Consider the following 13713-nt stretch of genomic DNA (forward strand, 5'->3'; position numbering starts at 1 on the left):
GCCGTCTGCCAAAGTTTAAATCCACGGCGGTTCTTTGTTTTTTATAATTTCAGCGTTGCTTCTTTAGCAACTTGTCCGAATGTCCTTCATGCCTCCCTCATTATTGCTGAAAATGATATGGGACGGTCGTAATCACGACATCCTTGCGATTGATGAAGTAGGCACGCAGCATAATACTCGTCTGATTATGCAAGATGTTCTCCCACCAATGGCGCGGTATGAACTGAGGAATCAAGATCGTAACATGATCGTTCTCCGATTGCTTCCATTCGACGGTATCCACGAACTTCACTAACGGACGAATCACACTGCGATAGCTGGAACGATGTACAATTAATCGGACTCCAGGATCCCATTCCGCCCACTTCTTCTCCATCAGCTTGATATCCTCATCATTGAAGCCCACATAGACGGCAACCACATGATCCGTCATCGACTTGGCATAACTAAGGGAATGCATGACGACTCGCGTTATGCCGGCCACCGGGACAATGATAGTATTCCCTTTAGCCTTCGGCTTCTCGGTATGAATATCAATGCGAAGCTCATCTGCCGTAATGAGATAATGCTTATGAATCTTATGAAAGATGTACATCACGGTTGGCAGGAAGATAAAGACCATCCACACCTGACTGAACTTTGTAATCAGGAAGATCATTGTGATCATGAGCGTAGTTAGCATACCCACGGTATTCACCGCGAATTTCCATGACCAGCCCGGAGGCTTCAGCTTCATCCATCTTATCATCATCCCAAGCTGGGACAGCGTAAATGGGATAAATACCCCAATCGCATAAAGCGGAATTAGGCTTGATGTATCCCCACCGAAGATCAGGACAAGCAAAGCAGAAAGCACACCCAGAATAATAATGCCATTCGAAAATCCCAATCGATCCCCTCGAACCAAGAACATGCGGGGCATGAATTTGTCCTTCGCCAACATATAGGCTAGCAGCGGAAAGGCGGCGTACGCCGTATTCGCAGCCAAAAACAGGATCAACGCCGTTACCCCTTGGATAAGGTAATAGACCATTCCTCGTCCAAACACAGACCCCGCGATCTGTGAAACGACCGTTTCTTTGCCGTTGGGAACGACTCCATACCAATAGGCTAAGAGGCTTATCCCAAGGAACATAACGCCGAGAATCCCGCCCATCATCGCAAGCGTAGCTGCAGCATTTTTCTCCGATGGCTCCCTGAAGTTCGGAACCGCATTCGACATGGCCTCTACCCCTGTCAACGCCGAACAGCCTGAGCTAAAGGCCTTCAGCAGCAGGAATAGGCTAATATTCGTCGAGGCTGCTTCCATATCCGGTGCAGCAGCCACTGCCCCACCCGTCATGTACTTGACCACACCCAACAGGATCAGGATAAAGATCGCAATCACAAATAAATAAATCGGGATCGCAAGCACCGATGCCGATTCCGTAATCCCTCTTAGATTCATGATGGTCAGAAACGTAATCATCAAGATTGCAATCAAGACCTTGTCATTATGAAGCGCAGGAAAAGCAGAGGTAATCGCATCTGTTCCTGCCGATGAGCTTACTGCCACGGTCAGGATGTAGTCAATGAGGAGCGAACCGCCCGCAAGCAGTCCCGTTGATACTCCGAGATTATTTTTAGCAACAATATAAGCGCCTCCTCCTGTAGGATAGGCAAATATCGTCTGACGATAAGATGAGACCAGAATCAATAATAAGGCAAGCACGGCAATCGAGATCGGAATGGAGTACCAAAAGGCCACTGTCCCTACGGCAAGCAGAACAATCAGAATTTGCTCGGTACCGTAAGCGACAGACGATAAAGCATCAGAGGATAATATCGCCAACGCCTTTAATCTGCCAAGCTTCTCTCCTTCAAGCTCTGTACTCTTCATTGGTTTTCCGATCAATAACCGTTTTACTTTACTAGCCATATCGATTGCTGCCTCACTTTACTCATACTAAGTTTACTTACATATTAGTCGAGGTTCAGAAATGTATGTTACTCCTGTCACAAGTGTTCTGGTAAAAACAAAGGATACGTCCATAATGTCCATACAGGCTTGCTTTTTCACCAAATAAGCGTAACCATCGCATGTGCACGAATAAAGATGTTCAGTTGGTCTTATTATCTTGATATCGCCTTGATTTATGCACTTTTGTTCACGATTTGCACGATACATCAAAAATGGGGGACTGGTTCTGCAACCTATAGAACAAAAGAGCCTGCCGCTATCGACAGACTCCATCTTGATTTAAAGAAACAGTTGAATTGCCGCTAGAAGCAGTCCGATGACAAATCCGCACAAGGCGCCATTGACGCGAATCCACTGCAAATCCTTGCCGATCTTGCCTTCGAGCATCTCAATTAGCGCTTCATCGTCCATTTGATTTATATTTTCTGTTATCAGCTGACCGATACGATAATGGTTCTTCTCAACGACAGCGACAACAGCTTGACTGACTCGATTCTCGATCTCATAGATCCATTCCGGATTCGCCTTCACCTGTCGAACGGCAGCACGGTAAACTTGGAGAACGATTCGGCCCCCCGTGTCGCGTTCACGGGCTAAGGCATGAAGCGCCATCGTTCGGATCTCTTCCAAACGTTCCTTAATCATCTCGTCAAAACGTTCACGCTGGATATGCTCGAGCAGCCAGGTCTTGAGTCGCCCCACCTTCTCTTCATGCATAGCAAGCTGGAAGACCTGCACACGAATCTCATGAATAATCATTGTGCGGTATTCATTATCGTCATCCTTCAAGTCTTGCAGGGATGAAGTAATCATGCCTTGCAGCAATTGACCAAGCTTATCCTCGTCCATGAAGCCTGCGAAGGCTTGAAATGCAAAGCCCTTCAGTCCGCCAAGCTTCACATCCGCCAGCTTCTCATTCGCCACTCTGCCAAGCATGCGCTTCGTCTCTAGACGCCGAGCCCACGACTCCGCCTCTTCGAGCACGTAGTCGAGCGCTTTCTCCTCATACCCCTCCTTGATGAGATAGGTGGCAAGCTGGTCAAATGCTTGATGAAGCTCTATTTCCCGTACATAAGAAGCTAACCCTGACTTAACGACGGGAGCAAGCTTCTCTACAGGAAGCCTTTCAACAAGATGTATCGCACGATCAAGCACTTGTCTGCGAGCCTTCTTCTTTTGCACCGCCTGAGTAGCTAACGCAGTCACCCGCTCCACAAGATTCCATCCGCGAAGCTTCTTCTCAATGCTCTCTTTGTTCAAGAGCTCCGTCTCTATAGCAGATACGAGAGATTGAACAATCCGATCTTTATTCTTTAAGAGCAATGAGGTATGGGGAATGGGAATCCCCATCGGATGTCGAAAGAGCGCCGTAACTGCGAACCAGTCAGCGATCCCGCCCACAAGACCTGCTTCGAAGCCGCCCTGCAGAAGCAGTATCCATAAATAATCAGGCAGCATGAGTGTGACCACGAAGCCTGCAGCCATCACAATTAGGGATATTCCCGCTATATATTTGGAATTCATGATATCCTCCCTCCCTTGTTCAAGGGGCAAATTGAAGTAAACACAGAAGTTCAAGATGCAATACCTTAATTGGTATTATTCCCAGATGGCTAAGAATTTCCTGAGGAAGTACGCATCGCTCATTAGGATTTACTTCAAGTTGTTTGATTTGTGCTTCAGTATATCGCATACTCAATCTCCGTTCCATAGTGTTCATCTCTAGAAGCGCCTGCTAGGATACTATATAATAGATCCATCGATATAACGCCTATGACTTTTTTAGTGCAACTCAATCTGAAAGATTTGGCGAAGCATGACGATTCGTCGCTGCTTCCGACTAGCGGCATGCTATTTTTTTTGTGGGGATAGATGAGCCTGCTTATCAAATTGAACATCGCGTATTCTATCTGAATGAAGGAAAGACGGCATGTGGCCGACTATAATAATGAATTCACGAAGGAGACAAGACCAAATATGAAGGATGTACGTGAGGAAGAGAGAGACTTTGGGTTTGCGCGGGTCTATGCGGTTGAACTAAAATACAAGCGGCAGCCAGAGCTGGATCGAAATTTTCTCTATGAGAAAGTGGAGCGTTACACCGGTAAAATAGAACAGCCAGAACAACAGGAAACGGATGCCGCAGGGCTAGCTGTTTGGGAAGCGGACGAAGTTGATAAGGATAACATGATTCATTTCTTTCATTTAAACTACATGGTTCAATATGCGGAAGGAGAAATGCCTGCCCAGACCAGCTTGATGAACATGGACAATCGTCCGGCTTCGGACTACGAAACGGCTATTCAGCAATCCTGGCATTGGCAGGAAGCCGCTCAGACTCTACACGAATGCAACTATTCGCTGCTTCTGGCAGACATGATGGCATCAGGACTTGACCCCAAATCAAGATTACAGCTGTTCACTGGCGTACTCCAAGCGCTTCTGGAAGCGGCTCCTTGTGATGCGATTTACTTTCGGGAGAGCGACAAGCTTGTAGAGCCTAAAGCGTATTTGGCTGCGATTGAAGAGGGTGCCCTGTTATATGGTGCGATGAATATGCGATTCTATAATGTTGAAGGGACTGGAAGCGGACGGGCAGAGGGCTTGATGGATTCAATAGGACTCGCTGCACTGGGTATTCCTGATGTTCAGTGTCATTATTATGATCTTGATCCTGATGAGGTTGCCGGACATTTAGCGAATATCGGATACTATTTGTTTAATCAAGGAGACGTAATCAATGACGGGGAAACGATTGGATTCACCGAAGACATGCGTTGGCGTTGCGAGCATCAATACGCACTAGCCGCCCCGCATCGCGTCGTTATCGACATCGATCCGGGAGAACCTTACTACGCTGGAAGACAGGGATACATACAGGAAGAAAATTAATATTGCTGACTAAGAACTAAAGATTGTCCAGTGGAAACGGCAAGAAAATGTTACTAGAGTGAAATAGTGAGAAACCGTGATGCAGCTAGATAACGGCTGCGTTCTATTTTGTCCCAAGCGTTGACCTGCTTTAGCGTGTAGTTACCATTCAAATCCAACAAGTCTCCTCTTGCAAGAATCGAAATCTCTTGTCCATCAATCGTCACACTTCCTTCTTATGCTATCACGACAAGTTGATAACACTTGAAATGTACAAAGAGCCGTCTTCCAAAGTCCTTATTGAACTTAGAGACGGCTCTTCTTTATCTATCTTGCAACCCTATAAAATTTGTTCTAAAAGTCCGCTGTTGCTTACGAAGTCATGCAAGAAGCAACTCGAATCTTGCCCCTTTTCAGTCCTAGACCTTTTCTGGTTCAGACACCTATACATTCTTTTTCTTTAAAAGATGGATGTACCATTTCAGTCCGGCGTTGTGATTAAATACGCTCACCTTGTCCAGTACGTCGAATAGTCCGCATTGCTCCATCTCTTCGATCTTATTTTCAATAATAGTGTAGGCAGCATCTTGGGTGTTTTTATGAGAATACAAGGAAGACACGATAACGCCGTTAGGAGTCAAGTAATTGGAATAGTCAAGAAGTTTGCTTGGTGTGTTGGGCACATAATGCAGCGATTCGTTAAAAACGATAACATCATATTGCTTCCCAGGCACATATTGATTAATGTCCCCGCAGTGGAAAATGTTTTTTGACGTTTTAGCCGATGCCATTTTGATCGCTTCCTGTGAAAGGTCTACGCCCGCATATCCTTCTTTCTCGCTGTCCAGAAGCATATCGTACAATATTCCGGTACCGCACCCCATATCCAGAATGCCCTCTTCTGCAATAAACTTTCTTATGTAACCGTACACAACTGAGTATCTGGCGTATTCCGTAATATCCGATAAATAATCCCATACGTTGGATTTGTACTCTTCATCCCATTGCTGCTGATTACTCTCAATATAATCTTGTATTTTCGTATTTTCCATTTTTGAATCCTCCCACTCTAGTAGATGTGAACTTACTACTTGTCAACGATGAACAAGATACAGCATAACAGCCAAAGAAAAGCAGCAACAAATCATAAAAAGGATAGAATTGTAATAACGAAAAGCAATGGAGGCGTAAGGTGAAGCAATAGCAACATGATGTGGTAGTTGGAAAGTAGGTACAGAAGTGAAGTAATCTTTCTCTGAAAGATCTATTTCCTATAGTAGTGTTACAGTTATATTTTGTCAATGAAACAACTTACTGAAATCACCAAAATGCCCCCTGGTTATTTATACGAGAGGCATCCTTCCCTATCAGCCGCATTGTGGCGATTACGTGCTCTTCAATTGTTTCAATAGCGACTCCACATCATGGACCGGTGTCTGGCAAGCATAATCTGTGCATATGTAAGTATGCAGCAGGTTCGATCTTATAATCCAGCTTATAGACGATCGCCGTATCCGGCGCGTACGCCTGTTAAACGGCGGCAATGATTTGCTTGGTCAATGCATGCTCAGGATCTCCCTCAATTACGACTTTCCGCTGACCTCGAACCGCTTGCAGCCATGCGAGAAGGGTCATCGCATATCCCGTCGGATAACGCTTTACTGTACCATCGTCCATGGCGAAGGAGAACGCCTTCTCCCTGACTCCTTCGGGAAACTGGGAATGCTCGCGGTTGATACGAAGAAGCGTTGCATTCGGGTACTGGTGCTTGATGCTTTCCATTGGCCAGCGAATGACGCTGGGCGTGTTGAATCCGACACAGCTCAATGAAGCACAGCTTGAGGTCTGCCGTCTGCGATCGATCCCTCGTGGAAAATGCGTGAATAAGCGGCCCGGTCCTCAGGTTCAAAAGATAATGCGGTCAAAACGGCCCGAATTACGCCGCAGCCAAGCGTCCACCGCTTGTATGAACATTTCCGGCGGCTTCCCTCTTCGTATAACCGAATACCCGGTTGATATCCCGCAGAATGCAACCGAGCGGATGGAGTTGAGCTCTGCCGCCAGTGATAAACAGGAGGTGTACCTTCTGTTACCTAAATCGACATACTCTTATTACTGCGAAGATAAAGTCTCGGTGTGCACTACTGGTTAAATGCTTGTTCCCGTTAACGCTGAAGCTGGTTTCGTCTTCCTACTACAGCAGCCACGAGCAGAATGAGAGTTACGACCAAATAGATAAGCGGCATGCCCTTCCCAGCCGATGAATCCATGCTGCCCATAAAATCGAAGACCTGCAGCTGGTTCATAACACCCACAAACATGATCACCAGGAAAACTACTTCAAAGGTTTTATTTGTCCGCGTCCATATACCTAAAGCAAGCGCAAGCGTAGGAATGAACATGCTTCCTACGAACCAGGCAAAAAGACCACCCATATCGCCTTCAAGGAGAAGCTGAATACCAAAGCCGATTCCCGTACCGAGCGCGATGATAAAGCCCGCAAACCAGGTTGCCGGAATCTGACGCTCAAGTGGACACATACTGGAGAACACAATATCCCGTGTATTGTTGCGCAGCTCGCGAACGCCCATAGAAGACCAGATTAGAATCGGCCATACCCAAGTGAGTGGTCCGAGCATACTTCTTACTATATCAAGCGGCAGCAGCAGATCTCCTGCTATGAAGAGGAAGGCAACCAGATACCACCACCACTTCTGTCCTTTCAGCATCAGCCACAGCTCATACCGCAGCAGGTTGAAGAAGCTGAACTGAAGCGATATGCCTGATAGGGCCTTGGCCGTCAAGCCGCCGCTTGATTCCCAGCCCTCATTTTTGTCACCCTTCCTTTTCCTACTGAACAGACTGAAGAGTTCGAAGGAATCCTTCGCCATCACCTTATCAAACCCTCTGAAAACCAAGGCCGCCAGCAGCACTGCAGCAATGGCGATTACGACCCAGGCTAGACGACCCGCTATAACCTCCGATGACCAGTCGACACCGCTCCAGACAAAGGTTTCCAGAGGCCGGTCAAGCTCGATGATGCCGTCTGCCCGCTCCACGAGCCCTGTAACATTCTTCTGTTCACGGAACGTATCGATCATGCTGTCATAGAACACTTCCAGTCCCATAGGACTGCTGAGAGCCAGATTGCCCATCTGCACGGTTACCCCATAATTCAGGAAGACCTGGGACCACAGGAAGAAGTAAACAATAATGCCAACTCCGCCGCTCAACACGCGTGTTGCCTCGAACAGCACAGCCAGTGCCGCTACAAGCGCCATCAAAGGCAAAGCAACGAGAAGAAACGGAAGCAGAAGGTCCAGCAGTCTGATCGTCGTATCCTCATTGCGAATCAACTGTATGGCGATCGACGCAAGAAAAGCGATAAACACGATAATTGTTAGCACAATAAAGTTACTCACAAACTTACCGAACAGATAGCCGAATTTGCTGATCGGTGTTGTGGCAATAATTTGCCCCACACGGGTCATCCGGTCGCGGTCAATAGCATTCTTCACAAGCGCAAAGCCGATTAGGCTCAAAATCGTGACCGTCGACATGACCACGGTGGCGCCAATCCAGGCGGAATTGTAGATGCCCCGGTGCTCATTAATCATGACCACGCCGTACTTGGCATTTGTGAACGGAACGAAGAAATAAGCCGCAAGAATAGTCAGAACAATCGTTACAAGAAACCCGTAGCTGCGTGCCCGTTCGTAGAAGTCCGCCCGGACGATATGATAGAGGGATCGAAAGCTAGTCATTCCGGCTTCCTCCCCGGCTGTCAGAAATGCAGTACAGATAAGCGTCCTCTATAGCCGGTGTAATTAGTCTTGCATCTGGTGCAGGCTTGGTATCTGATACGATTCTCACCTGAATGCCCTTGCCGCTGCGGATTGTGCCGCTGATAATCCACTGCATACGCAGCGCCTGGACATCCTGTTCTGAGACGATAACCTCCCACACCTTGCCCTCCACCGTCTGCAGGAGCGTATCCGGATCAGAGTGATGCATCAGCTTCCCTTTCGATATGATCGCAATACTGCCGGCCGTCGCTTCCACATCAGAGACGATATGCGTAGAGAAAATAATGATCCGCTCGCCCGACAAGTCGGACAGCAGGTTGCGGAAGCGGACACGTTCAATCGGATCCAATCCGACCGTCGGCTCATCGACAATGAGAATTTGCGGGTCATTGAGAAGTGCCTGGGCAATCCCGACGCGTTGTCTCATCCCGCCGGAGAAGCCCCCGATCGGCCGTTTACGGGCATGCGTCAGATTGACGAGCTGCAGAAGCTCATCGATCCGCTTCTTCGCTGTCCGCTTGCTTATGCCTTTGATTGCCGCAATATATTCCAGAAATTCCACCGCGTTGAGATTTGGATAGACACCGAAATCCTGAGGCAGATAGCCGAGCACCCTGCGGATTTCGTTGGGCTTCTTGGAGATATCAATACCGTTCCAATGAACCGCCCCATTGGTAGCGTCCGTGATGGTGGATATAATCCGCATCAGCGTCGATTTTCCTGCTCCGTTCTCCCCAAGCAGCCCAAGCACGCCAGGCTCCAACCTCAGGTTAAAGTCCTTGAGTGCCCAGAAGTTACCCTTGTACTGCTTGCTCACCTGATTGATTGCCAGCTCCATCTTACTATCATTCTCCTCTCCAATGTAACGGCTCCGGGGAACCGCTTGAAGCTTCAAGAAGCATCTATGCCTGCAAATGTTTCGTGTTTCCTCTGTATGTTCGTGTAATGGTCCGTTTATGACGGGTTTTGGGTGCTTGTGTACAATCAATGGTGTGGTCGATTTTGGTGTGCTGCTTCCTTGCGGGTAATGATAGCATGTGCATGTGCGGGACTGATTTGGAAGTGTTGTTGGGTCGGTGTTGGAAGTAACGGCCGCTCATGTACAAGCTGCCGGTGTTTTGTCAGTGGTGTATCGTACAGGTTTAGGTTTAACCGGATGAAAGGCATGTGGGAGTCCAGGTCAGTTCGTGACCTGGACTCTTCCCTTCAGCAGCCAGCTGTTCGTAGCCAAAAGCGCCAGGGTGAGCACAAGCAGGAAGAGCAGACCGCCAAGCGAGTAGGTGGCATACTCCGCTGCCAGACTGTCATTCGCCAGACTGATACCAATCGGCAGCCGGAACGGCAGCCATTCGAACCATCCGCCGAGCATGGAGCCGACACTGGCTGCCAGAACGGAGCACAAAACTACAAATGCCGGTACGGATCCATAACGCACGGCCTTGCCGGCAAGGAACAGAAAGCCGAGGCCGAAGCTGAACATAACAGCGTATAACAGCATGATGGCATCCATCCGGTACGTCTCCGCCAGCAGCGGCTTCATTTTCTGTGAGATGCCGGTGAGTTTGCCGATAACATGAACCTCGTAAGTATAGATGCCGAGCATAGCAGCAGAGGATGCCGCCATGATGAGCACCGTTTGCGCCGCCGCTACGGTCAGCTTCGACAGCAGGACCGGATAACCGGAATACGATGAATTAATCCAGTAATAAACCGAGTGGGTTTTCCATTCCGCCTGCAACGATTGAAGGTATAGAACAGGCAGCAGGAAGGCGCTCAAATACGTGACAAATATAGCAAGGACGGTTGCAAGCCCGGGCTCAACCCCGTGTGCCAGCAGGAAGCAGCCCAGCTGCAGAAACATCAGCATCGAGAAGGAGAGCACGAAGGCGAATCGGGATTGGCGCATATCTTTGGATAATAGAAACCGGTAAGCTTTCACAACAGCGCCTCCCTCATGACATCCAGTACACTCATGCCTCTTGATTCGCGGAGGTCCTCCACAATTTCCGAAACGAGCATCCTTCCATCCTGCATGAACAGCAGATGATCTAGGTACAGCTCAATCTCCGCCACCTCATGGGTCGATACAATAATCGATTGCTTCTCCAACTCCGTATGCTCCGCCATCATTTCAAGCAGATGCTCCCTGGTGATCGGGTCAAGGCCCGAAAGCGGCTTATCCATGATGAGCAGCGGCGCTGAACGGCTCAGCGTCAAGATCACCTGCAGCCTTGCGCGGTTACCCTTCGACAGATACCTAACTTCTTTATCCGCGTCCAAATTAAAACGTCGGGTTAGCGCTTCCGCCTTAGCAGTCTGAAAGTCCGTATACAGCTGGGCAGCCAACTGCAGTGACTGCTGGACGGTAAAGAACGGATACAGCCACTCGCGTTCAGGCGAGAAGGCCACCTGTTCTCTCGTTTGTCGGCCGATCGGTTCCCCGTTCATGAAGATGCGCCCTTGCGCTGGACGGACCAGACCGGCTATCAGATGGAGTATGGTTGATTTGCCGCTCCCGTTCGCCCCGATCAGACCGATAATGCTGGCATGCGGCACAGAGAAACTCAAATCGTGGAGCACCTTCTTATAACGGACTTGCTCAAATGTAACTAAGCTCAAGATTTGGTATCCCCCTTTGCCTGCATGCTGCTGTTGATCATGCTCATAATATCGTGCGGAGTGTGGCCGAGCTGCCTCATGCTCTCGAGGAAGAGGAAAATCTGATTGCGGGTGAGCTCCTGCCGGAGACGCTCCAGCAGCTCGATATCCGCTGTCACGAATGTCCCCTGGCCTCTTCTCGTCTCCACTACGCCACGCCTTTCCATCTCCATATAGGAACGTTGAATGGTATTCGGATTAACGCCTACTTCAACTGCCGTATCCCTTACCGACGGCAGCTTGTCGCCAGGCCCGAGCTCCCCCCTGCATATACGCTGGAAGAATATATCCATGATCTGGGTGTATATCGGCTGTGAATGCTGAAACGAATGTGTCATGGATATCTCCCTTCTCCATCGTATGGTTGACTTAGTGTTCTAGGTACATAGTACACTGCTACAAGAGGAAAAGCAAGGGAGATTTCCCTTTCTTTTCAAACAATTAACGACTCTCTTCTACCTGGCCCCATACTTCCTTGAGTGTGAAGCGGAACACCCCGTCGAGCTACCGGTCCTGCACTGCCTGCCCCGAAGGAAGCTGGCTGCGGCCTGTTTAAAATGTATAATCTGTTCCTCTATGAATTGGTGGATAAGCGGCAGCTTCGGTTCATCGTCCATCTTATCGCCTGCCTTACGGAAAAAGACAATCTGGCGTACAGCGCCCAAAACGAGATTGAATTAGTGGCGCAATTAAACCCTTTAATTACGCACGGTAACCGAAAGAAAGAAGATGAGTTTGAATTCAATAAAGATGCGGGGGTATACGTCTGCAAGGCGGGGCATTTGGCGACTCGCCGGGCGCTACAGGGTAAGAAAGGCCGAGGGAAGAACCAGGTGGACACCTATTATTTTGACGTGGAGAAGTGCAAACGGTGCCCGCTCCGGGAAGGCTGAAAATGCTCACCTCCAGTGGGACAGTAAGCAAAAAATACGATTTTCATTCAGATTTCACGAATGAAAATCGTATTTTTTGATGTGTTCACTTTCGGTTACGTACAAAAGCCGTGTTTTTCAGTGGCCTCGTCTGTTGACACGAATTTTTTATTATCAGCTTTGATGATTATGGTGATGTTTTTGTTGCTTTTCGCACTAGCCAATAAATTCTTGAACCCACTCGCTGTTATAGTAAGCTATTCCGATTTGGGTGAAGCTACTATTCAGGATGTTGGCACGATGGCCTGGACTGTTCATCCATTGGTTCATCACTTCCGCCGGGCTCGTCTGGCCTTTGGCGATGTTTTCCCCTGCTGAGCTATATGTGATCCCGAATGCCTTCATCATATCAAACGGGGATCCATAAGTCGGAGACTGATGATCAAAATAATTGTTGTTGTACATATCCTGCGCCTTGGCCATGGCCATTTTCGAGAGACTGCTATTTAAACTAAGGGGGTTCAAGCCTGCGTTCGTTCGTTCTTGATTCACCAGATCCAACACTTGCTGCACAGATTGGGATGGATTGGCGGACTGTTGCGGATTTACGGTCTGATCCGCTGAGCTTTCTGCCGGTGCATTGTTGCGTGTGAACCCACCCAGCCAATCCGAAGCGTCATTGGATGCTTGTTTAGGCGTAATCGATGATTTCCCTGCACCCGCTGTGGAAGTGGAAGATGCTTGAGTTAAGGTTGACGTTGAAACAGCATTACGAGCATGAGTTTCAACCTTCGTTTGTTTAGGAGTCATTTGCTTGTTTGTCGAATGATTGCTCATACAAGCTGTAACGAGTAATAGTGCTGCTATTACGATCAATGGTTTTATAACAACCCCTCCTGAACATTCAAAGTAGTGACGTTATCGAATAAAGTTTTTGTAAAGTTCCTTTGATTTATTCATACCTAATTCAAAAACATTTTGTCGCTTACATTCACAAGTTTAGCCAAGGGCAAAAAGATATCCTCATTAACTTTGCTTATACAGGTATCTCCTTAGTCCACCCACAATTAAATTGATTCACGCGAACATCCCATCAATGGCATGTGCTGTAGCCGATGGAAAGAAAAATAGGTTTATTTTCTCTTTTCGCTTTGTCAAACGCTTCTTCGCTCCACGCATGCCAGTTGACTGGATTATAAGCATGCTGGAGCAGATAAGGCGACTTCTCGGTGATTAATCTATTGGGTTTTTGATTCGTTGTCATAGGGCATCACCTCTTGTCGGTGTTGGATTTAGGGAAATTGAAGCTTAATGATATTTTACCCAAATGAGAGATAAAATCTTATTTACCTAGAAAGAGGTAACCACAGTTTGTCACACAAACATCACACCTCAGAACTTTCGAACCGGAGAGGAACCATCCAATTGGAAACACAATCACCATCCATGTTCAACAGATTGAGATACATTCGTCATTTTTAGGATGACAGGAGCGGCTCTTTTTTAGAAGCCAAATGTTATGATAAAAAGATTCCTGTGATAATAA

12 protein-coding genes and 2 pseudogenes are annotated in these 13713 nt (G+C 47.9%); 3 read left to right on the forward strand and 11 right to left on the reverse strand.

Features of this window, described 5'->3' with window-relative positions:
- Nucleotides 1-100: 100 nt before the first annotated feature.
- Both M3650_RS29275 and M3650_RS29280 read right to left on the reverse strand, forming a co-directional pair.
- Nucleotides 101-1918: an APC family permease gene (locus tag M3650_RS29275; protein ID WP_251579752.1), complete on the reverse strand. Its 1818-nt coding sequence runs from the start codon at nucleotides 1916-1918 to the stop codon at nucleotides 101-103.
- Between the two features lie 321 nt (nucleotides 1919-2239).
- Nucleotides 2240-3484: a DUF445 domain-containing protein gene (locus M3650_RS29280; RefSeq protein ID WP_251579753.1), complete on the reverse strand. Its 1245-nt coding sequence runs from the start codon at nucleotides 3482-3484 to the stop codon at nucleotides 2240-2242.
- A gap of 249 nt (nucleotides 3485-3733) precedes the next feature.
- On the opposite strand from M3650_RS29280, the gene M3650_RS29285 reads away from it, so the two are divergent.
- Nucleotides 3734-3832 carry a DUF1963 domain-containing protein gene (locus M3650_RS29285; RefSeq protein WP_251579754.1) on the forward strand — a complete coding sequence of 33 codons (99 nt, stop codon included), beginning with the start codon at nucleotides 3734-3736 and terminating at the stop codon, nucleotides 3830-3832.
- A gap of 105 nt (nucleotides 3833-3937) precedes the next feature.
- Nucleotides 3938-4852 (forward strand): DUF4261 domain-containing protein, encoded by a 915-nt coding sequence (locus M3650_RS29290; protein ID WP_251579814.1) that lies wholly within the window; start codon nucleotides 3938-3940, stop codon nucleotides 4850-4852.
- A gap of 422 nt (nucleotides 4853-5274) precedes the next feature.
- Here the strand turns inward: M3650_RS29290 and M3650_RS29295 are convergent, their stop codons facing one another.
- The 7 genes from M3650_RS29295 to M3650_RS29325 form a co-directional block, all read right to left on the reverse strand.
- Entirely contained in the window at nucleotides 5275-5883 is a 609-nt protein-coding gene (locus M3650_RS29295; protein ID WP_251579755.1) for a class I SAM-dependent methyltransferase, read from the reverse strand.
- A 478-nt stretch (nucleotides 5884-6361) separates the two neighbouring features.
- Nucleotides 6362-6658 (reverse strand): hypothetical protein, encoded by a 297-nt coding sequence (locus M3650_RS29300; protein ID WP_251579756.1) that lies wholly within the window; start codon nucleotides 6656-6658, stop codon nucleotides 6362-6364.
- Nucleotides 6659-6996: 338 nt separating this feature from the next.
- Nucleotides 6997-8595, reverse strand: coding sequence for an ABC transporter permease (locus M3650_RS29305; RefSeq protein WP_251579758.1), 1599 nt, complete (start codon nucleotides 8593-8595; stop codon nucleotides 6997-6999).
- Nucleotides 8588-9475, reverse strand: a complete 888-nt coding sequence (locus tag M3650_RS29310; protein WP_251579760.1) for an ABC transporter ATP-binding protein — start codon at nucleotides 9473-9475, stop codon at nucleotides 8588-8590. Before M3650_RS29310 ends, M3650_RS29305 begins: the two co-directional genes overlap by 8 nt.
- 342 nt (nucleotides 9476-9817) lie before the next feature.
- Nucleotides 9818-10576 (reverse strand): hypothetical protein, encoded by a 759-nt coding sequence (locus tag M3650_RS29315; RefSeq protein ID WP_251579762.1) that lies wholly within the window; start codon nucleotides 10574-10576, stop codon nucleotides 9818-9820.
- Nucleotides 10573-11256 (reverse strand): ABC transporter ATP-binding protein, encoded by a 684-nt coding sequence (locus tag M3650_RS29320; RefSeq protein WP_251579764.1) that lies wholly within the window; start codon nucleotides 11254-11256, stop codon nucleotides 10573-10575. Before M3650_RS29320 ends, M3650_RS29315 begins: the two co-directional genes overlap by 4 nt.
- Entirely contained in the window at nucleotides 11253-11633 is a 381-nt protein-coding gene (locus M3650_RS29325; RefSeq protein WP_233697377.1) for a GntR family transcriptional regulator, read from the reverse strand. Before M3650_RS29325 ends, M3650_RS29320 begins: the two co-directional genes overlap by 4 nt.
- 294 nt (nucleotides 11634-11927) lie before the next feature.
- Between M3650_RS29325 and M3650_RS29330 the strand changes: the two are divergent.
- Nucleotides 11928-12185 (forward strand): annotated as a pseudogene (locus tag M3650_RS29330) (IS5/IS1182 family transposase); the annotation flags it as partial.
- Nucleotides 12186-12383: 198 nt separating this feature from the next.
- Here M3650_RS29330 and M3650_RS29335 read toward each other — a convergent pair.
- Together M3650_RS29335 and M3650_RS29340 are read right to left on the reverse strand one after the other, a co-directional pair.
- On the reverse strand, nucleotides 12384-13043 hold the full coding sequence (locus tag M3650_RS29335) for a CAP domain-containing protein (RefSeq protein ID WP_251579766.1): 660 nt from the start codon (nucleotides 13041-13043) through the stop codon (nucleotides 12384-12386).
- A 220-nt stretch (nucleotides 13044-13263) separates the two neighbouring features.
- Nucleotides 13264-13431, reverse strand: a pseudogene (locus M3650_RS29340) (DUF255 domain-containing protein); the annotation flags it as partial.
- Nucleotides 13432-13713 lie beyond the last annotated feature (282 nt).

This window comes from Paenibacillus sp. MER TA 81-3, assembly GCF_023713585.1.
GTDB lineage: Bacteria > Bacillota > Bacilli > Paenibacillales > Paenibacillaceae > Paenibacillus_B > Paenibacillus_B profundus.

What these genes read in the sequence shown, in the direction of transcription:
- M3650_RS29275 (WP_251579752.1), bottom strand. Translation starts at nt 1,918, where the DNA reads ATGGCTAGTAAAGTAAAACGGTTATTGATCGGAAAACCAATGAAGAGT.
- M3650_RS29280 (WP_251579753.1), bottom strand. Translation starts at nt 3,484, where the DNA reads ATGAATTCCAAATATATAGCGGGAATATCCCTAATTGTGATGGCTGCA.
- M3650_RS29285 (WP_251579754.1), top strand. Translation starts at nt 3,734, where the DNA reads ATGACTTTTTTAGTGCAACTCAATCTGAAAGATTTGGCGAAGCATGAC.
- M3650_RS29290 (WP_251579814.1), top strand. Translation starts at nt 3,938, where the DNA reads ATGAAGGATGTACGTGAGGAAGAGAGAGACTTTGGGTTTGCGCGGGTC.
- M3650_RS29295 (WP_251579755.1), bottom strand. Translation starts at nt 5,883, where the DNA reads ATGGAAAATACGAAAATACAAGATTATATTGAGAGTAATCAGCAGCAA.
- M3650_RS29305 (WP_251579758.1), bottom strand. Translation starts at nt 8,595, where the DNA reads ATGACTAGCTTTCGATCCCTCTATCATATCGTCCGGGCGGACTTCTAC.
- M3650_RS29310 (WP_251579760.1), bottom strand. Translation starts at nt 9,475, where the DNA reads ATGGAGCTGGCAATCAATCAGGTGAGCAAGCAGTACAAGGGTAACTTC.
- M3650_RS29325 (WP_233697377.1), bottom strand. Translation starts at nt 11,633, where the DNA reads ATGACACATTCGTTTCAGCATTCACAGCCGATATACACCCAGATCATG.